Here is a 21574-nt window from a genome sequence, read left to right as displayed (position 1 = left end):
CAATTAGCGTGAGCAAGATCTAATTTAACACTTGTGCAACTTTGCGTTATTTAGCGTATACACTATAAATCAGTCGTCCGACACCGCGTTGGGCGCAAGAGTGAAAAAGCCAACAGACAGGGGAAACATGATGAGCAAACAACAACGCATCGCCGTGGTCGGCGCAGGTTTGGGCGGGGCCGCCGCCGCCGGGCTGCTGCAAAAAGCCGGCTTTACCGTCGATCTGTATGAGCAGAGCCCGGCGTTTTCTCGGCTGGGCGCCGGCATCCACATGGGGCCGAACGTGCTGAAGATTTTCCGGCGCCTCGGCATCGAACAGCCGCTGGAGCAGATGGCTTCGCACCCTGATTTCTGGTTCAGCCGCGACGCGGAAAGCGGCGATTACCTGTCGCGCATCGAGCTGGGCGCCTTCGCCCGCAAGGAATACGGCGCCGCCTATGTGACGGTGCACCGCGGCGATCTGCAGGCGCTGCAGCTGTCGGCGCTGCAGCCCGGCACGCTGCACTTCGGCAAGTGCCTGAGCCAGATTGAAGACCGCGGCGACGGCGTGATGCTGAACTTCGCCGACGGCAGTTCGGCCCAGGCCGATATCGTGATCGGCGCCGACGGCATCAACTCGCGCATTCGCGAGCACCTGCTGGGTGCGGAAGCCCCCACCTACAGCGGCTGGGTCGCCCACCGCGCGCTGATCCGCGGCGAGACGCTGGCGAAGTACAACCTGAGTTTCGAAGACTGCGTGAAGTGGTGGTCGGCGGACCGCCACCTGATGGTTTACTACACCACTCAAAAACGTGACGAATATTATTACGTCAGCGGCGTGCCGCACCCGGCCTGGGATTTCCAGGGCAGCTTTATCGACAGCAGCCGCGAGGAGATGTTCGACACCTTCGCCGGCTACCACCCGATCGTACAGGCGCTGATCGAGTCCAGCGAACAGGTCACCAAATGGCCGCTGCTCAACCGCAAGCCGCTGCCGCTGTGGAGCGAAGGCCGGCTGGTGCTGCTGGGCGACGCTTGCCACCCGATGAAACCCCATATGGCGCAGGGCGCGGCGATGGCGATCGAAGACGCCGCCATGCTGACCCGCTGCCTGCAGGAAACCGGGCTGAGCGACTACCGCACCGCCTTCCAGCTGTATGAGGCCAACCGCAAGGAGCGCGCATCAAGGGTGCAGGCGGTATCCAACGCCAACACCTTCCTGCGCACCCAGGAAGATCCGGCCTGGGTCTACGGCTACGACCTGTATGCGCAATCGCTGAAATCGGAGAACGCCGCATGAGCACTTTCCTGTATGGCGCCAATGTGCAAGCCAACGGCATCCGCCAGCACTACCTGCGCTACGGCGGCCGCGGGCCGACGCTGATCCTGATCCCCGGCATCACCAGCCCGGCGATCACCTGGGGCTTCGTCGCCGAACGGCTGGGCGAAAAATACGACACCTACGTGCTCGACGTGCGCGGCCGCGGCCTCTCCTCCAGCGGCCCGGAGCTGGCCTACGATGCCGAAACCTGCGCGCAGGACGTCAACGCCTTCGCCGCCGCGCTGGGGCTGCAGAGCTACGCCCTGCTCGGCCATTCGATGGGCGCGCGCTTCGCCCTGCGCGCCGCGGCGCTGCAGCCGGCCGGCGTACGGCGGCTGGTGCTGGTCGATCCGCCGGTGTCCGGCCCCGGGCGGCGCGACTACCCGGGCAAGTGGCCGTGGTACGCCGATTCGATCCGCCAGTCGCGCCAGGGGATGGACGCCGAACAGATGCGCGCCTACTGCCCGACCTGGAGCGAAGAGCAGCGCCGGCTGCGCGCCGAGTGGCTGCATACCTGTTACGAGCCCGCCATCCGACGCGCCTATGACGATTTCCACCAGGTCGACAGCCACGGCGACTACCCGCGGCTGACCATGCCGACGCTGCTGATGATCGCCGGCAAAGGCGGGGTGATCCTGCCGGAAGATCGCGAGGAAATCCGCGCGCTGCAGCCGGAAATCGCCATCGTCGAGGTCGAGAACGCCGGGCATATGATCCCGTGGGACGACGTTGACGGTTTCTTCCGCGCCCTGGGCGACTTTCTGGATTAATTGAGGAATGCCAATCATGAGCAACAACTACCGTATCGGCCAGATAGTGCCCAGCTCCAACACCACCATGGAAACCGAGATCCCGGCGATGCTGACCGCGCGCCAGCTGATCCGCCCGGAACGTTTCACCTTCCACTCCAGCCGCATGCGCATGAAGCACGTCAACAAAGAGGAACTGGCGGCGATGGACGCCGAATCCGATCGCTGCGCGCTGGAGCTTTCCGACGCCCGGGTCGACGTGCTCGGTTACGCCTGCCTGGTGGCCATCATGTCGATGGGCCTGGGCTACCATCGCGAATCGCAGGCCAGGCTGGCGCAGGTGACGCAAAACAACAACGCCGCCGCGCCGGTTGTCAGCAGCGCCGGCGCGTTGGTCAACGGCCTGAAGGTGCTGGGCGCCAAACGCATCGCGCTGGTGGCGCCCTATATGAAGCCGCTCACCCAGATGGTGGTGGACTACATCCAGCACGAAGGCATCGAGGTCAAGGTGTGGCGCGCGCTGGAGATCGCCGACAACCTCGAGGTCGGCCGCCACGATCCGGCCAGGCTGCCGGGCATCGTCGCGGAGATGGACCTGAGCGACGTCGACGCCATCGTGCTTTCGGCCTGCGTGCAGATGCCTTCGCTGCCGGCGGTGCCGGCGGTTGAGGCGCAAACCGGCAAACCGGTGCTCACCGCCGCCATCGCCACCACCTACGCAATGCTGACCGCGCTGGAGCTGGAGCCGATCGTGCCAGGCGCGGGCGCCCTGCTTTCCGGCGCTTACTGAGGAGGCACCATGAGCGAATCGCTTGCCGATAACTACAGCGGCGTCTGGGGCCGGCGCATCGGTTTCGGCCAACGCCCGGCGCTGCTGGCGATCGACTTCATGCAGGGCTACACCACGCCGGGCGCGCCGCTGTTCGCGCCCGGCGTGGTCAGCGCGGTCGACGAAAGCGTGGCGCTGCTGGCCTGCGCGCGCCAGGCGGGAATTCCGGTGATCCACACCAATATCCGCTATCATGCAGGCCATTTTGCCGATGGCGGCATGTGGGTCAAAAAAGCGCCGGTAATGAAAGACATGGTCGAAGGCAATCCGTTGGCGGCGTTCTGTCCGCCGGTGGCGCCGCTGGCCGATGAAGTGGTGCTGAGCAAGCGGTACGCCAGCGCCTTTTTCGGCACCGCGCTGGCGCCGCTGCTGGTGGCGCAAGGGATCGACACCTTGCTGTTGATCGGCTGCTCCACCAGCGGCTGCATCCGCGCCAGCGCGGTGGATGCGGTACAGCACGGCTTTCGCACCATCGTGGTGCGCGAGTGCGTCGGCGATCGCCACCCCGGCCCGCATGAGGCCAACCTGTTCGACATCGACAGCAAGTACGGCGACGTGGTGAGCAAACGGGAGGCGATCGATTACCTGAAACGGCGCTGAACCGGGCTTCACCTGCAACAACAATAACGAAGGCGCGAAAAGCGCCTCACGCGACCGCCCGAAACAGGCCGGCGCAACGCAAACACAACAGGCACCTCCTCCGGAGGCCACAACGCACCACCTGGAGACATCATCATGGCCATTGTTGACACCCCGTCAGCGGGGAAAGCGGGCGCAGAATCGCTGCTGCTGTACCGCAAAATCACCTGGAAGCTGATCCCGTTCCTCTGCCTGTGTTATCTGGCGGCCTACCTTGACCGCATCAACGTCGGGCTGGCCAAGCTGCAGATGACCGACGCGCTGCAGCTGAGCGAAGCGGCCTTCGGCCTGGGCGCCGGGCTGTTTTTCGTCGGTTATATCCTGTTCGAGGTGCCGAGCAACCTGATCCTGCAGCGCGTCGGCGCCAAGGTGTGGATCGCCCGCATCATGATCACCTGGGGGCTGCTGTCCGCCGCCACCATGTTCGTCACCACCCCCAACCAGTTTTACGCCATCCGTTTCCTGCTCGGCGTGGCGGAGGCCGGCTTCCTGCCGGGGGTGCTGTATTACCTGACGCTGTGGTTCCCCACCTACCGCCGCGGCCGCATCATCGCGCTGTTCATGATTGGCCTGCCGCTGTCTAGCGTGCTGGGCGGGCCGATTTCCGGCTGGATCATGGGCCACTTCGACATGCGCCACGGGCTGCACGGCTGGCAGTGGCTGTTTCTGCTGGAGGGCATTCCCAGCGTGTTGCTGGGCGTGCTGACCTTCTGGGTGCTGCCGAACACCTACCAGCAGGCCAAATGGCTGACGCAGGAAGAAAAAGGCCGCATCGCCGAGGATCTGGCGCGCGACGACGCCGAAGCCAGCCACAGCAAGCACAGCTTCCGCGACGGTTTCTTTAACCTGAAGGTGTGGATGCTGGGCGGCATCGACTTCGCCATTTTGCTCAGCGCCTACGCCATGGGCTTTTGGATGCCGACCTTTATCAAAACCGCCGGCGTGACCGACATCACCACCATCGGCTACCTCACCGCCATACCGAGCGTGGCCGCCCTGTTGGGCATGCTGTTGATCGGCAGCAGTTCGGATCGGCTGCGCGAACGGCGCTGGCACATTATCGTGCCCTTTATCGTCGGCGCGATGGCGATGGCCGGCAGCACCTTCTTCACCCATAATCTGGTGGCCACGGTGCTGCTGTTTTCCGTCGCCCAGGCGGCGATCATCGGCGCGGTGCCGGTATTTTTCAGCCTGCCGGCCACCTTCCTGCGCGGCACCGCGGCGGCCACCGGCTTCGCGCTGGCCTGTTCGCTGGCCAACATCGCCGGGCTGGTGAGCAATTCGCTGATGGGGCTGGCGCTGGATCTGACCGGCAAAAGCGGCGGCGCGCTGTGGGCCTTCGCCGGCTGCCTGCTGCTCAGCTCGCTGCTGGTGGTCGCCCTGCCGGCCAAGGTGGTGAATCGCTGATCCCGGCCACTGACGGGCGAAGCCATCGCGGAAGTGGTGAATAGCCTGCATTGCGGCATTGCCGACGGGAGCCGGTGGAATTGCTGGTGTTTTGTCGGCATCCCGCTCAGCGTTGTCTGCGAGGCAAAAAAAAACCGGAGCCGCGGCGGCTCCGGTTTTGCGGCTATCGCAGGCGATTACTCGTCTTTCAGCCCGCGGTTGATCAGCATGGGTTCGATGCTCGGCTCTTTGCCGCGCCAGTCGACGTACAGCTTCTCCAGATCCTGGCTGTTGCCGCGCGACAGCACCATGTCGCGGAAGCGCTGGCCGTTTTCCGCCGTCAGGCCGCCGTGCTCGCTGAACCACTGGAAGGCGTCGTCCGCCAGCATTTCGGTCCACAGATAGGCGTAGTAACCGGCGGCGTAGCCGTTGCCCCAGATATGCTGGAAGTAGCTGGAACGGTAACGCGGCGGCACATAGCTGAGGTCGACCTTGTCTTTCTGCAGCGACTCGGCTTCGAACTTGTCGACGTCCTGCTGCGGCTGGTCGGCGGTCAGCATATGCCAGTGCATGTCCAGCAAGGCGGCGGACAGCAGTTCGGTCATGTCATAGCCCTTGTTGAACTTGTCGGCCTTCTTGATTTTGTCGACCAGTGCCTGCGGCATCGCTTCGCCGGTTTGGTAATGCCTGGCGAAGTGCGCGAACACTTTCGGATCGCTGGCCCAGTGCTCGTTGAACTGCGACGGGAACTCGACGAAGTCGCGCGCGGTGTTGGTGCCGGACAGGCTCGGGTATTCCTGATCGGCGAACATGCCGTGCAGCGCATGGCCGAACTCGTGGAACAGGGTGATCACGTCGTCATAAGACAGCAGCGCGGGCTGGCCCGGCGCCGGCTTGGTGAAATTGGCGACGTTGTAAATCACCGGCCGGGTGCCGTTGAGCTTCGACTGTTCGACGAAGTTGCTCATCCAGGCGCCGCCGCCCTTGTTGTCGCGCTTAAAGTAGTCGGTATAGAACAGCGCCAACGATTTGCCGTCTTTATCGAACACCTCATAAACCTTGACGTCCGGCTGATAAACCGGGATGTCCTTGCGCTGCTTGAAGCTGATGCCGTACAGCAGGTTGGCGGCGTAGAACACGCCGTTGTTCAGCACGTTATCCAGCTCGAAGTAAGGCTTGATCTGCGACTCATCCAGATCGTACCTGGCCTTGCGCACCTGCTCGGCGTAGAACTGCCAATCCCAGGCCTCGACCTTGAAGCCGCCTTTCTGCCGGTCGATCACCGCCTGAATGTCTTTGGCCTCGCGCCCGGCGCGCGCGGTGGCCGCCGGCACGATGTTGCGCATAAAGCTCAGCGCCGCATCCGGCGTTTTGGCCATCTGGTTTTGCAGTTTCCAGGCGGCGTAGTTCGGGAAACCCAGCAGCCTGGCCTGCTCGGCGCGCACCTTGGCCAGGCGAGAGATCGTCTGGCGAGTATCGTTGCCGTCGCCCTTTTCCGCCCGCGTCCAGGAGGCGTCGAACAGCGCCTTGCGCGTCTCGCGATCTTTCAGGCTCTGCAGGTCCGGCTGCTGGGTGGTGTTCTGCAATACCAGCAGCCACTGCTTGTCCAGCTTGCGTTCGCCGGCGGCCTGCGCCGCCGCGGCCAGTTCGCCCTCGGACAGCCCGGCGAGCTTAGCCTGGTCGGTGACCGCCAGCGCGCCGTTTTTGCTCGCCGCCAGCAGTTTGTTGGTGAATTGGGTGCTCAGCGTCGCCGCTTCCTGATTCAGCGCCTTCAGCTTGACCTTATCGGCATCGGACAGATTGGCGCCGGCCAGTTCGAAGTTCTTGTAAGTCACCTCCACCAGGCGGCGCGACTCCGCATCCAGCTTCAGCGCGTCGCGCTGCTGATAGATGGCCTTGATGCGCGCGAACAGTTTGCCGTTCAGCATGATATCGTCGTTCAGCGCCGCCAGCTTCGGCGAGCTTTCCTCATCCAGCTTTTGCAGCGCGTCGCTGGTGTTGGCCGAGGTCATGGCGCCGAACACGTTCATCACCCGCGTCAGCAGCGCGCCGGACTGCTCCAGCGCGATAAAGGTATTCTTGAAGTTGGGCCTGGCCGGGTTATTGGCGATTTTTTCCACCTCTTCCCGCTTTTGCCTGATGCCCGCGTCGATGGCCGGCGCATAGTCGCTTTCTTTGATCAGGTTGAACGGCGGCGCCTGGAACGGCAGGCGGCTCTGATAGAAGAACGGATTGGCGTTCTTTTTATTCTCGTGCTGATTGGCTTCACCGGTCACGTTAGCCTCCTTCGCCTGGCCGCTGGGCAGTGCGCTGTGGTCGGCGTGCGGGTGGGTTTCTGCCGCCTGAGCCTGCGTGCCCAGCGCCATGCCGATCGCCAGCACCAATGTCGATAAACGCATCAAATCGAAACTCCTCCATGTTCACAGAATAAGTTCGCGGGGAGCGGACGCCCCCGCCGAGTCACATCCTAGCTTAGGCGCAGTTATCAGTTTGAGCAAAAACAAGTGATTAGAAGTCAAACATCCGAGCCAGACCTTGATTTATGCCCATAGCAGGCCACAATCTCTCCGGCCACCGCCACCGCGATTTCCGCCGGCAGCTTGCCTTTTACGTCCGGCAGGCCGAGCGGGCAGCGCATGGCGGCGATCGCCGTTTCGCCGAGACCGCGCTGGGCAAGCTTATATTCGAAGCGTTTGCGCTTGGTCAACGAGCCGATCAGGCCGAAATAGCCGGCGTCGCCGCGCCGCAGGATGCGTTCCGCCAGCGCCAGATCCAGCGCGTGGTCGTGGGTCATCACGATGAAATAACCGCCCGCCGGCATGGCGTCGACCTCCTCGAGCGGATCTTCGCTGACGATGCGGCTGACCCCGGCGGGAATTTGCGCCGGGAATTGCTCCGCGCGGGCGTCTATCCAGCGCACCCGGCACGGCAGCGTGGCGAGAATGTTCACCAGCGCGCGCCCGACATGGCCGGCGCCGAACAGCGCAATCTGCGGGCGCGGCGGGATCAGCGGTTCGAACAGCACGCGGGTGGCGCCGCCGCAGCACTGGCCGAGCCGGGCCGCCAGCGGGAAACGCTCCAGCCGCAGGCGGCTGACGCCCTGCCGCAGCATGTCGCGCGCGATCGCCAGCGCCTGAAACTCCAGGTGGCCGCCGCCGATGGTATCGACCGCCCCTTCGGCGGTCACCAGCATTTTGGTGCCGCGGTTGCGCGGCGTGGAGCCAAGCTCATCCACCAGCGTGACCAGCACGCAGGGTTCGCCGCGTTGCCGCAGCGCGGCCAGCGCCTCAATCCATTCATCCATCTCCGTTCTCCCGCACCGCGGTCAGCATCTGCTGTACGCCCCACAGCACCCGTTCCGGCGTGGCCGGCGCGTCGATGGCGGGCTGCCGGCGATAGTCCGCCAGGCTGGCCACCGCGTCCTTGATGGCGCACCACACCGAGATGCCCAGCATAAACGGCGGTTCGCCCACCGCCTTGGAATGAAATACCGTGTCTTCCGGGTTTTGGCGGTTTTCCAGCAGCCGAACGCGCAAATCGGCCGGCACGTCGCCAATCGCCGGGATTTTGTAGCTGGCCGGGCCGTTGGTCAGCAGCTTGCCCTGCTCATCCCACACCAGCTCTTCGCTGGTCAGCCACCCCATGCCCTGCACAAAACCGCCCTCCACCTGGCCGATGTCGATCGCCGGGTTCAGCGAATCGCCGACGTCGTGCAGGATGTCGGCGCGCAGCAGCCGGTATTCGCCGGTCAGCGTGTCGATCACCACCTCCGCGCAGGCCGCGCCATAGGCGAAGTAGTAAAACGGATGGCCGCTGGCTTGGTCGCGATCGTAGAAAATTTTCGGCGTGCGGTAGTAACCGGTGCTGGCCAGCGAAACCTGATTGAAATAGGCCTGCTCGACCACCTGCTCAAAGCTGAAGTAGCGCTCGCCGACCCGCACCTGGCCATTGCTGAACGCCACCTGGTCGGCGCTGACGGCATGCTGTTTGACCAGCATGTCCACCAACCGCCGTTTGATGATCTGCGCGGCGTTTTCCGCCGCCTTGCCGTTCAGATCGGTGCCGGACGAGGCGGCGGTCGGCGAGGTATTGGGCACTTTGCCGGTGTCGGTGGCGGTGATCTGAATGCGCGCGATATCCACCTGAAACACCGCGGCGACAATCTGCGCCACCTTGGTGTTCAGCCCCTGGCCCATTTCGGTGCCGCCGTGGTTGAGCTGGATGCTGCCGTCGGTATACACCAGCACCAGCGCGCCGGCCTGGTTCAGGAAGCTGGCGGTAAAGGAAATGCCGAATTTGACCGGCGTCAGCGCCAGCCCTTTCTTCAGGATCGGGTTCTGCGCGTTGAAATCGCGGATCGCGGCGCGGCGCGCCCGATAGTCGGCGCTCTGCTCCAGCTCGGCGGTGATCTCCTGCAGCAGGTTTTGCTCCACCGGCTGATGGTAATGGGTGACGTTGCGCCGGTCTTTGCCGTAGTAATTGATTTTACGCACCGCCAGCGGATCGCGCGCCAGATAGCGGGCGATGCAATCCATGATTTCTTCGATGGCCATCATGCCCTGCGGCCCGCCGAAGCCGCGGTAGGCGGTGTTGGAGGCGATGTGGGTCTTGCAGCGGTGGCCGACGATCAGCACGTCCTGCAGAAAATAGGCGTTGTCGGCATGGAACATCGCGCGGTCGACGATCGAGCCCGAGAGATCGAGCGAGTAACCGCAGTTGCCCGCCAGATCGATTTTCACCCCGTTCAGCAGGCCCTCGTCGTTGAAACCGACGTCGTAGCGAATATAAAACGGGTGACGTTTGCCGGTGATCAGCATGTCGTCGCGGCGGTTGAGGCGCATTTTGACCGGCCGGCCGGTAAGATGCGCGACGACGGCACACAGGCAGGCCGCGCCGCCCGCCTGGGTCTCCTTGCCGCCAAAGCCGCCGCCCATGCGGCGCATGTCGACGGTCACCCGGTGCATCGGCAGATTGAGCACCGAGGCTACCAGCTTCTGGATTTCGGTCGGGTTTTGGGTCGATGAATAGACCAGCATGCCGCCGTCCTCGGTCGGCAGCACCGAGGCGATTTGGGTTTCCAGATAAAAGTGTTCCTGGCCCCCGACGTGCAGCTCGCCCTGCAGGCGGTGCTGCGCCTGCGCCAGCGCGGCATCGGCGTCGCCGCGCTGATGGCGGTGCGCTTCCTGTACCAGATAGCCTTCGCGCAATGACCGGGTGACGTCCAGCTGCGCCGGCAGATCCTGATACTCCACCCGGATCGCCTGTGCGGCGCGCCAGGCGATTTCCGGATCCTCGGCCGCCACCACCGCAATCACCTGGCCGAGGTACTCCACCTCATCTTTCGCCAGCAGCGGGTCGCCCTGGGTCAGCGGCGCGATATCCAGCTCGCCCGGTACGTCTCGCCAGGTAATGACCCGCACCACGCCGGGGAAAGCCGCACAGGCGGAAACGTCCAGTTTTTCGATCCGCGCATGCGCCCGCTCGCTCAGCTTCGCCGCCAGGTGCAGCTGATTGGGGAACTCCAGCCGATCGTCAATGTAGTGCGCCTCGCCGCTGACGTGTTTGTCGGCGCTTTCATGCTTGCGGCTGCGGCCTGCGCCGCTGCTCAAGCCCTGGTGGAAAAGCGCGGCCAGCTGTTGCTGGCTGTACTCGATGCGTTTAGCGTGGCTCATGGGCGGTCACCTCGATTGCCGTTTGCGGCGCCGTCAGCGCGATAAAATAACGGCGCAGCAGGTTTTGCGCCACCAACAGCCGGTAAGCGCTGCTGGCGCGGAAATCGCTCAGCGGGGTGAAGTCCTGCGCCAAGGCCTGCGCCGCCAGCTCCACCGTGGCCCTGCGCCAGGGTTGGCCCACCAGCCGTTGTTCGCAGCGCAGCGCGCGCTGCGGCGTGGCCGCCATGCCGCCGAACGCCACCCGCGCCTCGCGCACCACCCCCTGTTCGATGGTCAGATTGAATGCGCCGCACACCGCGGAGATGTCATCCTCCCGTCGTTTGGACACTTTCCAGGCGCGGAAGTCCGCCGGCGCGTCGGCCGGCAGCGAGATGCTTTCGATAAATTCGCCGGGCTGCAGCGCGGTTTGCCGATAGCCGAGGAAGAACTGGCGCAGCGGCAGCGCGCGCCGCCGTTCGCCGCAGCGCAGCATCAGCTGCGCATCCAGCGCCAGCAGCAGCGGCGCGCCGTCGCCGATCGGCGAAGCGTTGGCGATATTGCCGCCCAGCGTGCCCTGATTGCGGATCTGCTGCGAGGCGAAGCGCGCCAGCAGCTCGCCAAAGGCCGGATGGTAACCCTCCAGCAGCGGGTACAGGTCGCTCAGCGTCGCCCCGGCGCCGATCGTCAGCCTGCCGTCCGCGCGCTGCGTCCGCTTCAGCTCGGCCACCTGGCCCAGCGCGATCAACAGCGGCAGATCCTGATGGCGCTGGGTGATTTCCAGCGCCAAATCGGTGCCGCCCGCCAGCAGTTTGGCCTGGGGGTGTTGCCGATACAGCGCCGCCAGCTCGTCGAGGGTCTGCGGCATCAGGCAGCGCTTGCCGGCCGCCTCCTGCGATTTGGCGGGCTCGATAGCCTGCAGCTGCCGCAGCGTCCGTTGCCGTTCCAGGTCGAAGCCGTCGGGGGTTTGCCGTTCACAGGCCTGCTGCGCCGCCGCCAAAATGGGGCGATAGCCGGTGCAGCGGCACAGGTTGCCGGCCAGCGCCTGCTGCGCCGCTTCGCGCCGATAATCGGCGCTATTTTTTTGCAGGCAGAACATCGACATTACGAAGCCCGGCGTACAAAACCCGCACTGCGAGCCGTGGCAGTCCACCATCGCCTGCTGCACGCCGTGCAGCCGGCCGTTTTGTTTCAAATCTTCCACGGTAATCAGCTGCCTGCCGTGCAGCGCGCTGACCAGCGTCAGGCAGGCGTTGACGCTGCGGTAGCGCAACTCGCCGTCATGCGGCTCCGCCAACACCACGGTGCAGGCGCCGCAGTCGCCCGAAGCGCAGCCTTCTTTGGTGCCGCAACGCCCCAGATCGCGGCGCAGGTAGTTGAGCAGCGTGGTGTTCGGGTCGAGCGCCGCCTCGCTTTTCAACCTGTTATTGAGCAGAAACCGGATCATGCCGCCTCCTCGCGCGCAGGCGCCTGATACACCACCTTGCCGTCGACGTAGGTGCGGTAAATGTTGCGGTCGTCCCCCAGCGTCATCAGCACGAACAGCTGGTCCGCCAGCGCGGGGCTGTTTTCATGCCGCAGCTTCTGCAACGCCGATACCGCCGGATCCAGCACCACGAAATCCGCCTCTTTACCGGGGGTGAAATTGCCGATCTTGTCGTCCAGCGCCAGCGCCCGCGCACCGCCCAGGGTAGCGTGGTAAAACGCCTCGCAGGCGGAGAGCTTGTAACGCTGCAGCTGCCCCACTTTATAGGCCTCGCCCAGCGTCTGCAGCATGTTGAAGGTGGTGCCGGCGCCCACGTCGGTACCGATACCCAGCTTCACCCGCTTCTGCCAGGCCTTTTGCAGGTTGAACAGCCCGCTGCCGAGGAACAGGTTGGAGGTGGGGCAAAAGGCGATGGACGAGCGGGTTCGGCACAGGCAGTCCCACTCCTGTTCCTCCAGATGCAGGCAGTGGGCGAACACGCTTTTGCCGCCGGTCAGCCCGTAGCGGTGGTAAACGTCCAGGTAGCTGCGGCTTTCCGGAAACAGTGCTTTCACCCAGGCGATTTCATCGGGGTTCTCGCTCAGGTGGGTGTGCAGATACGCGTCCGGAAACTCTTCGCGCAGCCGCTGCACCTGCGCCAGCAAGGCCGGCGTGCTGGTCGGCGCGAAGCGCGGCGTAATGGCGTAGCTCAGGCGTTGCCTGCCGTGCCAGCGTTCGATCAGCGCCCGCGTTTGGCGGTAGCTCTGTTCCGGGGTCTCCAGCAGCGCCGGCGGCGCATGGCGATCCATCATCACCTTGCCGGCGATCAGGCGCATGTTCAGCGCCGCCGCCTGGCTGAACAGCGCATCCACCGACTGCGGATGCACGGTGCCGAACACCAGCGCGGTGGTGGTGCCGTTGCTCAACAGCTGCCGCAGAAAGAAGGCGCTCATTTCACCGGCGTGTTTTTCGCAGGCAAAGCGGCTTTCCGTCGGGAAGGTGTAGTTTTTCAGCCACCCCAGCAGTTGGTCGCCATAAGCGCCTATCATTTCGGTTTGCGGATAATGAATGTGGCTGTCGACAAACCCCGGCACGATCAGCTTGTCGCGATAATCGGTCACCGCAAAACCCGGCGGCAACAGCGCCTCGCCCTGCCGCCAGCTGCCGTGCCAGACGATCGTCCCCTCGTTCAGCAACAGCAGGCCGTCGGGAATATGCCGCAGCTGCGCGTCCAGCCGCTGCGGTTCATCCACGCAGGCGGCGATATCGAAAAAATTGCCACGGATAGCCGTGGTGAATTGCATGCTCATTTGCCGTTCCTTTTCTGGCGACCAGCGCACAGCATCCGGCTGAGTGAGCTCAGCCCGACGAAATATGGCGGTCTTTTAACGATCGCAGGTGTTGATTCAAGAATAGCAAGCGGCGTGCCAGTTGGTTTTTTATTGTAATTTTTTTATTTAAAACAATGAGATATTAATTATTCGAAAAATATTGTCCGGCGAAAGAAATAAGCGAAATATAAGCAAACGGTTGCCTTGAAATAGCAACCGTTTGCTTATATTGGCTTAATCCGCGGGTTGCACCAATAATGGGCAGGAATAGCCCAACCGGAACAGAAAGCGGTTATTTCAATAACACTTCATAGCGCGGGTTGAATTCATCGAACAGCGGCAACGCCGCCGCCCCCAGCGCCGCCGTATCGGCGCCGGTGGTGCCCAGCCGCACCCGCAGGCCGTCGAGGTATTTGCTGCGCACCGAACGGTGCAGCGGCGTCAGCCGTTTAATCAGCTGCCCGACCAGGCTTTCCGGCATCAGGCCGCCGATAATCACCGCTTCGGCGTCGAACATGCATTCGATGATGTTGATCGCCTGCCGCAGCGGCGGCGCCGCCAGATCCAGCCAGGTATCGAGCTTTTCCTGCGGCAGCGCCAGCAGATCCTGCGGCATGGCGCGCATCGGATCCAGCCCGCAGCTCTCGTAGGCCGCCTGCAGCGAAACGTAACGCTCCAGGCAGCCCCGGTTGCCGCAGTAGCAGTCTTTGCCGCCCGGTTGCACAATCATGTGGCCGACCTCACCAGCATTGTGCGCATGGCCGGTGTAAATTCGCCCGTCGGTGAAGATCCCCGCCCCCAACCCGGTGCCGAGATACAAATAAATAAAGGAATTGAGCCGCTTGGCCACCCCGTGCAAACGCTCGCCGATGGCGGCGACGGTAGCGTCGTTTTCCAGCGTTACCGGCAGCCCGCTCTGCGCCGCCAGATCGGCCACCACGTCGGTATTCTCCCAGCCGTTGAGCGTGGTCGGCCCCACCGAGGAAATCCCCTCCACGCCAAACGGCCCCGGCATCACCACGCCGATGCCGAGCATTTTGCCCCACGCCAGATCCGGCTGCTGGCGCATTTCTTGCAGTACATCACAAATCAGTTTCAAGGTGGCGGCAGGCTGGGGCTTTTGCACCATAATCAGCCGGTGGAAGCGAACGCTGCCTGATAAATCGACGACGATGATCAACAGCGTCTGGTGATCCAGATGGATGCCGATGGAGTACGCGCTGTTCGGGTTCAGGGTCAGCGGCGTCGCCGGTTGGCCCCTTCCGCCGGCGCGGCGCGGCAGGTGCGAGGAGAGAATGCCGGCCCGTTCCAGCTCCGTCGCGATATTCGAAACGGTTTGCGGCGTCAGTGACGTCAGCCGGGCAATTTCGGCGCGGGTCAGCTCGCCGTGCAAACGAATAGCCTCTATCACTACGCGCCGGTTATGTGCGCGAGCATGTTCAAGGTTAGTGCCGGATGTCGTCATAACTGCCTATGCAGAAAGGGAAATCGTCTTAGCAGTATGGTGCCCTCCATTAAAGCAATCAAATTGATTTAAGTAACCGGCGCCTGGTTTGCCCAAGGGTTCCGGTTCAACGCTTGTTAACACCGGAGAACGCACGAATGAAAAGCCAACCCCTTGCCGCCACGGCGGTCTGTACCCTGTCCGCCCTGGCGTTCGGCGCTTCCTGCGCCAACGCCGCCCCGACGCGCATCAACGCGCTGTTCATGACCCAGGCGGCCTACAGCGAAAACGACATCCGCGCCATGACCGCGGACTTCAGCAAACAGCACCCGGATATCGCCGTTAATCTGGAGTTCGTGCCCTACGAAGCGCTGCACGATAAAATCGTCGCGGCGCGCGGCGCCGGCAGCAACGGCTACGACGTGGTGCTGTTCGACGCCATCTGGCCGGCCGAATTCACCAAATTCGGCCTGCTGCAGGACGTCACCTCGCGCATCAGCGCCGCCGACAGCGGCAAGATCTTCGACGGCGCCATGACCACCGTCACCTATAAGGACAAGCGCTGGGGCATGCCGTGGATCCTCGACACCAAATACCTGTATTACAACAAAGCGATGTTGGCCAAGGCCGGCATCAGCGCCCCGCCGAAAACCTGGCAGGAGCTGGCGCGGCAGGCGGAAATCCTCAAGCAGAAAAATCTGGTCAAGTACCCGCTGGTATGGAGCTGGTCGCAGGCCGAAGCGCTGATCTGCGACTACACCACGCTGGTGTCGGCCTTCAAGGGGCAGTTCGTTCAGCAGGGGAAAATCAGCTTCTCCTCCCCCGGCTCGCTGCAGGCGGTCAACTACATGAAAGACTCGCTGGACAAGGGACTGACCAACCCGAACTCGCGCGAATATCTGGAAGAGGACGTGCGCAAGGCCTTCTCCAACGGCGACGCCGCCTTCGCCCTCAACTGGACCTATATGTACAACATGGCCAACGATCCGAAACAGAGCAAAGTGGCCGGCGACATCGGCATCGTTCCGGCGCCGGGATCGGTCGACGGCCAGGTCGCGGCGGTGAACGGATCGATGGGCCTCGGCATCGCCAAGGCCAGCGCCCATCCCGATCAGGCCTGGCAGTACATCAGCTACATGACCTCGCAGCCGGTGCAGGACAAATACGCCAGGCTGAGCCTGCCGATCTGGAAGTCTTCCTATGATGATCCGGCGGTGCAAAAAGGCCAGGAGCCGCTGATCGCCGCCGCCAAACAGGCGTTAAACGTGATGTTGTCACGCCCGGAAACCGCCGATTATTCAAGGATGTCCAACGGACTGCAGCAGAATCTGCAGCAGATCCTGCAGGGCAAGGTCACGCCGCAGGAAGGGCTGGACGCGGCGAGCGAAAGCGCCGCGCGGCTGCGTTGAGGAATGAGCATGCTCACACTGCCTCAACGTGAGCGGCGTCAGGCATGGGTGCTGCTGGCGCCCATGCTGCTGACGATGCTGCTGCTGACCGCCTGGCCGCTGTGCCGCACCCTGTGGCTGAGCTTTACCGACGCCGCGCTGGTCGGCGACGGCGTGGCGCCCGCCTGGGTCGGCGCGGACAACTTTCTGTATGCCCTGACCGACCCGGACTTTCGCGCCGCGCTGTGGCGCACGCTGTATTTCACCCTGGTGTCGGTGGCGTTCGAAGGCGTCATCGGCGTGCTGGTGGCGCTGCTGCTCAACCAACAGTTTCACGGCCGCAACCTGCTGCGGGCGCTGGTGATTTTGCCCTGGGCGCTGCCGACCATCGTCAACGCCACGATGTGGCGGCTGAACTTCAATCCGGACTACGGCAGCATCAACGCCCTGCTGACCCAGCTGGGGCTGATCGGCCAGTATCGCAGCTGGCTCGGCGATCCGGCCTCGGCGCTGAACGCGGTCATGCTGGCGGACATCTGGAAGAACTACCCGCTGATCACCCTGCTGACGCTGGCGGCGCTGCAGTCGATCCCGGACGATCTGCATGAAGCGGCGCGGCTGGACGGCGCCTCGGCCTGGCGGCGATTCCGCGCCATCACCCTGCCCGCCATCCTGGCGCCGCTGGCGGTGGCGCTGGTGTTGCGCACCATCGACGCCTTCAAGGTGTTCGACATCGTTTACGTGATGACGCGCGGCGGCCCGATGGACAGCACCAAAACCCTCGGCTTCTTCGTCTATCAGGAGTCGTTCAGCTACCTGCGCGCCGGCAGCGGCGCCGCCTACGCGGTGCTGATGACCTTGCTGTGCGGCCTGCTGATCGCCCTGTACCTGCTGATGCTGTTCCGCCAGCGCGGAAGGAGCCTGAACGATGAAGCGTAATATTCGGCGGCTGTTGCGTTACGGCGCCGCGCTGCTGCTGGCGGCGTCGATTCTGGCGCCGATGCTGTGGCTGTTTCTGATGAGCGTCAGTTCATCCGCCGATTTGGCCCGGGTGCCGCTGGAATGGCTGCCGCGCCGCTGGGATTTCTCGCGCTATCTCAGCCTGCTGTCGCTGCAGCCCGGCCAACCCGGCGCGCTGTTTCTGCATGCGCTGTTCAACAGCCTGCTGGTGGCCTGCGGCGCCACGCTGATCTCGCTGCTGCTGGCGATCCCGGCGGCGTTCGGCTTTTCGCGTTACCCGGGGCGCGACGCTTGGCTGTTCGCCAGCCTGGCGATTTACATGGTGCCGCAGGTGGCCTTCGTGCTGCCGCTGTACTTTATCCTGCAGCAGCTGGCGCTGCTCAATACCCATCTCGGGTTGGTGCTGGTCTACTGTTCGCTGATCCTGCCGTTTCTCACCTGGATGCTGAAGAACCAGTTCGACGCCCTGCCGATCGATATCGAACAGGCGGCGCGGCTGGATGGCTTGCGCCAGTGGCAGGTGCTGCTGCGCATTACCCTGCCGCTGGCCAAGCCGGCGCTGGGCGCTTCGGCGCTGTTCGGCTGGCTGCTGGCCTGGGACGAATTTTTCTACGCGCTGCTGTTTACCAGCAATATTCAGGCGCAGACGCTGCCGGTGACCATCGCCGGTTTTACCGCCGGGCGCGCCACCGACGACGGGCTGATCGCCGCGGTCGGCATTTTGGCCGCCGTTCCGCCGCTGTTTATCGCCCTGTGGCTGCAAAAGACGCTGGTCAGCGGGTTGACCAGCGGCGGCAGCAAAGGCTGATTTCAAAGGGAGAATTTTCGCATGATGAATACCAATACCAGACCCACGCTGTACGTGGTCGGCAATATCAACGTCGACGTGATCATGAGCACCCTGCAGCAGTGGCCGCAGAAAGGCACCGAAGCGATGCTCGACCGCAGCGAGCTGCGCCCGGGCGGTTCGGCCGGCAACTGCGCGCTGGCGCTGGCGGCGCTGGAAACGCCCTTTCGGCTGGTGGCCAATCAGGGCAACGATTACTTCAGCCCCTGGCTGGCGCAGCTTTTTCCGGACAGCTCGCCGTACTGGCCGACCTACAGCTGCGAAACCTCGCTGACCTTCGGCGTGACCCACCCGGACAACGAACGCACCTTCTTCAGCAATCAGGGGCATATCACCCGCCTGAGCCAGGACGACGTGCTGCACCAAATCCCGCTGTTCGCCGGCGGCGGCGACACCGTGCTGCTGTGCGGCACCTTCCTGTGCACCGCCTTGCTGGCGGACTACCCGGCGCTGCTGCACACCCTGCGCCAGCGCGGCTATCGCATTGCGGTCGACACCGGCTGGCCGCCGCAGGGTTGGAGCGAACCGCTGCGCGCGCAGATCGCCGACTGGCTGCCGTTTTGCGATATTTTGCTGCTCAATGAGGTGGAAACCTGCGGCATGGCGGGCAGCGAAGACCTGTACACCGCCGCCCGCACGCTCAACCGCCGACAGCCGGCCGACGCCGCCTGCGTGGTGAAATGCGGCGCGGACGGCGCCCGCCTGTGGTGCGGTGAGCGGCAGCTGCAGGCCGCGGCGCACCCGATCGCCGTGGTGGACACCATCGGCGCCGGCGACAGCTTCAACGCCGGCTTCCTGACCGCCTGCCTGCACGGCCACTCCGCCGCCGTGGCGCTGCGCTGGGGCATCCGCGCCGCCAGCCACGCCATCAGCAGCTCGCCGCGCCAGTATCTGGACTGGCAGACCCTGAAAACCTGCGCCGGGGAGATGATCTGATGGCAAGCGTAGAACTGGTGCAAGTGGCCAAACGCTATGGCCGGCAGCGGGTGCTGAACCCGATCGACCTGACCATTCCGGACGGCAGCTTTACCGTGTTGGTCGGCCCCTCCGGCTGCGGTAAATCGACCCTGCTGCGGCTGCTGGCCGGGCTGGACAGCCTGTCCGGCGGCGCTATCCTGCTGGATAATCAGAAGATCAACGACCTGGATCCGGCCGATCGCGATATCGCCATGGTGTTCCAGAGCTATGCGCTGTACCCGCACCTGACGGTGGCGGAAAACCTGGCGTTTCACATGCGGGTGATGAAGGTCGCCAGGGCCGAACAGCAGAGCAAGGTGCTGCAGGCGGCGCGCATTCTGGCGATCGAGCCGCTGCTGCAGCGCTACCCGCGCGAGTTGTCCGGCGGCCAGCGCCAGCGGGTGGCGATGGGCCGCGCCATGGTGCGCAACCCGAAGGTGTTTCTGTTCGACGAACCGCTGTCCAACCTCGACGCCCAGCTGCGCATGGAGCTGCGCGCCGAAATCAAGGCGCTGCACCAGCAGTTCCATACCACCACGGTGTACGTCACGCACGATCAAATCGAAGCGATGACGCTGGCTGACCAGATCGTGGTGATGAAGGACGGCGACATCGTGCAGCAAGGCAAACCGCTGGCGATCTACGATGCCCCCGCCGACACCTTCGTGGCGCGCTTTATCGGTTCGCCGCCGATGAACCTGCTGGAGGGCGTGGTCGCCGCGCGCGATGGCCGGCACGGCGTGAGCTGCGGCGAGCTGTGGCTGCCGCTGCCGGACAAATGGCGACGGGCGGCGCCGGGCAGCCGGGTGATCCTCGGGCTGCGCCCGCATGACTTTCGTCTGGCGGACGGCGGCGAAGCGCCGGCGGCCGAGCTGCGCCTGATGGAGGTGACGGGCGACGTCAGCCTGCTGCACCTCGACTGGGGCGGTTTCCGGCTGCACGTGCAGCTGGCCGGGCGAATCGAGGCGGCGGCCGGCCAGCCGCTGTGGCTGGCGCCCCGGATTGACGCCGTCCACCTGTTCGACGCCGCCAGCGGCAAGCGGCTGAGCGAAAGCTGAAGGTCTGCGCGCCAGGGACGGCACTCGACTTGAAACGATAACCATTCTCAATTATTATCCGCGCATCTTTCCTGACCAGCAACGCGAAAATCATGTCTGCCACCGCCTCAGCCCCCCATGACGCCCTGTCGCGTCTTTACGCCACCCATCACGCCTGGCTGCAGGGATGGTTGCGCCGCCGGCTGGGGTGTGCCTTCGACGCCGACGATCTGGCGCAGGACACCTTCCTGCGCATTCTGAAGAGCGATGCGGCCGCCGCGATCCGCGAGCCAAAAGATTTTCTGGTCACCGTCGCCAAGCGGGTGATGGTCGATTTCTTCCGCCGCAAGACGCTGGAACGCGCCTACCTGGAGATGCTGGCGCTGATCCCGGCAGCCTATGCCCCGTCGCCGGAGCAGCGGCAATGCCTGCTGGAAAGCCTGCAGCAGATCGACAGCATGCTCGACGGCCTGGGGCCAAAGGTGAAACAGGCTTTTTTGCTGTCGCAGCTGGAAGGCCTGGGCTACGCCGAGATCGCCCTGCGGCTCGGCGTTTCCGTCAGCTCGGTCAAAAAATACATGGCCAGGGCCACTGAACACTGCCTGCTGTTCAGCCTCGAAAACGCCGCACCTTGATGAGCCCCCCGATCACCCCCGAACAGCGCCAGGCGCTGAAAACGGCCGCCCAGTGGTTCGCCCTGCTGTGCGACGAAAACGTCACCGCGCGCCAGCGGCGGCAGTGGCAGGCCTGGCACCAGCAGCACGAGGTTCACCGCTGGGCCTGGCAGCGCGTCGAGGCGTTGCAAAGCCAGCTGCGGGGCGTACCGGGCAAATTCGGCTATCGCACGCTCGATCAGGCCGGCAAACAGGCGGCTCTGGATCGCCGCACCCTGCTGAAAAGCCTGCTGCTGTTGCTCGGCGTGGGCGGCGGCTGGCTGGGTTACCAGTCGCCGCTGGGCCGCGAGCTGCGGGCCGACTACCGCACCGCCACCGGCGAGATCAAACCGGTGGTGCTCAGCGACGGCACGCGGATGGTGCTGAACACCGCCAGCGCGGTCGACGTGCATTACGATGCGCAGCAACGGCTGATCCGTCTGCACGCCGGCGAAATCAGCCTGATTACCGGCCGCGACGCCCGGCCGCTGTGGGTAGCAAGCCCGCAGGGCGCAATGCGCGCGCTCGGCACCCATTTTCTGGTGCGCGAAAGCGGCGGCGAAACGCGGCTGACGGTGCTGGAGCATGCGGTCGAAGCCCAGCTGGCGCAGCGGCCGCAGGAGAAACGCCTGATTGACGCCGGTGAACAGGTTAGCTTCAGCGCCGGGGCCTTCGCTGCGAAACAGCCCGCGGCGGCAAGCGACGATTGGACCCGCGGGGTGCTCAGCGTCAGCCAGTGGCGGCTGGATCGGGTGGTTGCCGAACTGGCACGCTACCGCCGCGGCCGCCTGAGCTGCGATCCGGCGGTCGCCGGCCTGCGCGTCAGCGGCAGCTTCCCGCTCAACGACACCGATCGCGCCCTGGCCCTGCTCGGCCAGACGCTGCCGGTGCGCCTGCAAAGCTTCACCCGCTACTGGCTGCAAATCGTCCCCGCCTGAATT

General features: G+C 64.3%; 18 protein-coding genes. 12 read left to right on the top strand and 6 right to left on the bottom strand.

Annotation, left to right across the window (positions count from 1 at the left end; translation table 11 throughout):
• Nucleotides 1-127 precede the first annotated feature (127 nt).
• From CKW09_RS11880 to CKW09_RS11860, 5 genes are all read left to right on the top strand, one after another.
• A complete protein-coding gene (locus tag CKW09_RS11880; RefSeq protein WP_061795650.1) occupies nt 128-1279 on the top strand; it encodes an FAD-dependent monooxygenase in 1152 nt (383 codons plus the stop codon).
• Complete coding sequence (locus CKW09_RS11875; RefSeq protein WP_095097381.1) at nt 1276-2070, top strand: alpha/beta fold hydrolase; 795 nt, start codon at nt 1276-1278, stop codon at nt 2068-2070. Before CKW09_RS11880 ends, CKW09_RS11875 begins: the two co-directional genes overlap by 4 nt.
• A 16-nt stretch (nt 2071-2086) precedes the next feature.
• Nucleotides 2087-2839 carry a maleate cis-trans isomerase family protein gene (locus CKW09_RS11870; RefSeq protein ID WP_061795648.1) on the top strand — a complete coding sequence of 251 codons (753 nt, stop codon included), beginning with the start codon at nt 2087-2089 and terminating at the stop codon, nt 2837-2839.
• Between the two features lie 9 nt (nt 2840-2848).
• Nucleotides 2849-3478: an N-carbamoylsarcosine amidohydrolase gene (locus tag CKW09_RS11865; protein WP_061795647.1), complete on the top strand. Its 630-nt coding sequence runs from the start codon at nt 2849-2851 to the stop codon at nt 3476-3478.
• A 135-nt stretch (nt 3479-3613) separates the two neighbouring features.
• Complete coding sequence (locus CKW09_RS11860; protein ID WP_061795646.1) at nt 3614-4924, top strand: MFS transporter; 1311 nt, start codon at nt 3614-3616, stop codon at nt 4922-4924.
• A 176-nt stretch (nt 4925-5100) separates the two neighbouring features.
• Here the strand turns inward: CKW09_RS11860 and dcp are convergent, their stop codons facing one another.
• From dcp to CKW09_RS11830, 6 genes are all read right to left on the bottom strand, one after another.
• Complete coding sequence (gene dcp / locus CKW09_RS11855; RefSeq protein WP_095097378.1) at nt 5101-7302, bottom strand: peptidyl-dipeptidase Dcp; 2202 nt, start codon at nt 7300-7302, stop codon at nt 5101-5103.
• Nucleotides 7303-7418: 116 nt separating this feature from the next.
• A complete protein-coding gene (gene xdhC, locus CKW09_RS11850; RefSeq protein ID WP_061795644.1) occupies nt 7419-8207 on the bottom strand; it encodes a xanthine dehydrogenase accessory protein XdhC in 789 nt (262 codons plus the stop codon).
• The gene (gene xdhB, locus CKW09_RS11845) at nt 8200-10575 is read right to left on the bottom strand and encodes a xanthine dehydrogenase molybdopterin binding subunit (protein ID WP_095097375.1); all 2376 of its coding nucleotides are present in this window, start codon (nt 10573-10575) and stop codon (nt 8200-8202) included. Before xdhB ends, xdhC begins: the two co-directional genes overlap by 8 nt.
• Complete coding sequence (gene xdhA / locus CKW09_RS11840; RefSeq protein ID WP_061795642.1) at nt 10562-11998, bottom strand: xanthine dehydrogenase small subunit; 1437 nt, start codon at nt 11996-11998, stop codon at nt 10562-10564. The genes xdhB and xdhA overlap by 14 nt, the downstream gene beginning before the upstream one ends.
• On the bottom strand, nt 11995-13326 hold the full coding sequence (guaD, locus tag CKW09_RS11835; RefSeq protein WP_095097372.1) for a guanine deaminase: 1332 nt from the start codon (nt 13324-13326) through the stop codon (nt 11995-11997). The genes xdhA and guaD overlap by 4 nt, the downstream gene beginning before the upstream one ends.
• 313 nt (nt 13327-13639) lie before the next feature.
• Nucleotides 13640-14812 carry an ROK family transcriptional regulator gene (locus CKW09_RS11830; RefSeq protein WP_061795640.1) on the bottom strand — a complete coding sequence of 391 codons (1173 nt, stop codon included), beginning with the start codon at nt 14810-14812 and terminating at the stop codon, nt 13640-13642.
• 137 nt (nt 14813-14949) lie between these two features.
• On the opposite strand from CKW09_RS11830, the gene CKW09_RS11825 reads away from it, so the two are divergent.
• The 7 genes from CKW09_RS11825 to fecR all read left to right on the top strand — a co-directional run bounded on the left by CKW09_RS11825 (nt 14950) and on the right by fecR (nt 21571).
• Nucleotides 14950-16200 (top strand): extracellular solute-binding protein, encoded by a 1251-nt coding sequence (locus CKW09_RS11825; protein ID WP_095097369.1) that lies wholly within the window; start codon nt 14950-14952, stop codon nt 16198-16200.
• A 9-nt stretch (nt 16201-16209) separates the two neighbouring features.
• Nucleotides 16210-17118, top strand: a complete 909-nt coding sequence (locus tag CKW09_RS11820; protein ID WP_061795688.1) for a carbohydrate ABC transporter permease — start codon at nt 16210-16212, stop codon at nt 17116-17118.
• Nucleotides 17108-17947, top strand: coding sequence for a carbohydrate ABC transporter permease (locus tag CKW09_RS11815; protein WP_061795638.1), 840 nt, complete (start codon nt 17108-17110; stop codon nt 17945-17947). The genes CKW09_RS11820 and CKW09_RS11815 overlap by 11 nt, the downstream gene beginning before the upstream one ends.
• 21 nt (nt 17948-17968) lie before the next feature.
• Complete coding sequence (locus CKW09_RS11810) at nt 17969-18922, top strand: carbohydrate kinase family protein (RefSeq protein ID WP_083950346.1); 954 nt, start codon at nt 17969-17971, stop codon at nt 18920-18922.
• Nucleotides 18922-20001: an ABC transporter ATP-binding protein gene (locus CKW09_RS11805; protein ID WP_061795637.1), complete on the top strand. Its 1080-nt coding sequence runs from the start codon at nt 18922-18924 to the stop codon at nt 19999-20001. Before CKW09_RS11810 ends, CKW09_RS11805 begins: the two co-directional genes overlap by 1 nt.
• 92 nt (nt 20002-20093) lie before the next feature.
• Entirely contained in the window at nt 20094-20615 is a 522-nt protein-coding gene (gene fecI, locus CKW09_RS11800; protein ID WP_061795636.1) for a ferric citrate uptake sigma factor FecI, read from the top strand.
• Entirely contained in the window at nt 20615-21571 is a 957-nt protein-coding gene (gene fecR / locus CKW09_RS11795) for a ferric citrate uptake sigma factor regulator FecR (protein ID WP_095097366.1), read from the top strand. Before fecI ends, fecR begins: the two co-directional genes overlap by 1 nt.
• Nucleotides 21572-21574 lie beyond the last annotated feature (3 nt).

Source organism: Serratia ficaria, from assembly GCF_900187015.1.
Taxonomy (GTDB): Bacteria; Pseudomonadota; Gammaproteobacteria; order Enterobacterales; family Enterobacteriaceae; genus Serratia; species Serratia ficaria.
The sequence above is the reverse complement of the archived record's forward strand: the minus strand, read 5'-3'. Positions and strand labels throughout refer to the sequence as shown.

Excerpts from the sequence above, each read along its gene's own strand:
- CKW09_RS11880 (WP_061795650.1), top strand. The coding sequence starts at position 128 with ATGATGAGCAAACAACAACGCATCGCCGTGGTCGGCGCAGGTTTGGGC.
- CKW09_RS11875 (WP_095097381.1), top strand. The coding sequence starts at position 1,276 with ATGAGCACTTTCCTGTATGGCGCCAATGTGCAAGCCAACGGCATCCGC.
- CKW09_RS11870 (WP_061795648.1), top strand. The coding sequence starts at position 2,087 with ATGAGCAACAACTACCGTATCGGCCAGATAGTGCCCAGCTCCAACACC.
- CKW09_RS11865 (WP_061795647.1), top strand. The coding sequence starts at position 2,849 with ATGAGCGAATCGCTTGCCGATAACTACAGCGGCGTCTGGGGCCGGCGC.
- CKW09_RS11860 (WP_061795646.1), top strand. The coding sequence starts at position 3,614 with ATGGCCATTGTTGACACCCCGTCAGCGGGGAAAGCGGGCGCAGAATCG.
- dcp (WP_095097378.1), bottom strand. The coding sequence starts at position 7,302 with ATGCGTTTATCGACATTGGTGCTGGCGATCGGCATGGCGCTGGGCACG.
- xdhC (WP_061795644.1), bottom strand. The coding sequence starts at position 8,207 with ATGGATGAATGGATTGAGGCGCTGGCCGCGCTGCGGCAACGCGGCGAA.
- xdhB (WP_095097375.1), bottom strand. The coding sequence starts at position 10,575 with ATGAGCCACGCTAAACGCATCGAGTACAGCCAGCAACAGCTGGCCGCG.
- xdhA (WP_061795642.1), bottom strand. The coding sequence starts at position 11,998 with ATGATCCGGTTTCTGCTCAATAACAGGTTGAAAAGCGAGGCGGCGCTC.
- guaD (WP_095097372.1), bottom strand. The coding sequence starts at position 13,326 with ATGAGCATGCAATTCACCACGGCTATCCGTGGCAATTTTTTCGATATC.
- CKW09_RS11830 (WP_061795640.1), bottom strand. The coding sequence starts at position 14,812 with ATGACGACATCCGGCACTAACCTTGAACATGCTCGCGCACATAACCGG.
- CKW09_RS11825 (WP_095097369.1), top strand. The coding sequence starts at position 14,950 with ATGAAAAGCCAACCCCTTGCCGCCACGGCGGTCTGTACCCTGTCCGCC.
- CKW09_RS11820 (WP_061795688.1), top strand. The coding sequence starts at position 16,210 with ATGCTCACACTGCCTCAACGTGAGCGGCGTCAGGCATGGGTGCTGCTG.
- CKW09_RS11815 (WP_061795638.1), top strand. The coding sequence starts at position 17,108 with ATGAAGCGTAATATTCGGCGGCTGTTGCGTTACGGCGCCGCGCTGCTG.
- CKW09_RS11810 (WP_083950346.1), top strand. The coding sequence starts at position 17,969 with ATGATGAATACCAATACCAGACCCACGCTGTACGTGGTCGGCAATATC.
- CKW09_RS11805 (WP_061795637.1), top strand. The coding sequence starts at position 18,922 with ATGGCAAGCGTAGAACTGGTGCAAGTGGCCAAACGCTATGGCCGGCAG.
- fecI (WP_061795636.1), top strand. The coding sequence starts at position 20,094 with ATGTCTGCCACCGCCTCAGCCCCCCATGACGCCCTGTCGCGTCTTTAC.
- fecR (WP_095097366.1), top strand. The coding sequence starts at position 20,615 with ATGAGCCCCCCGATCACCCCCGAACAGCGCCAGGCGCTGAAAACGGCC.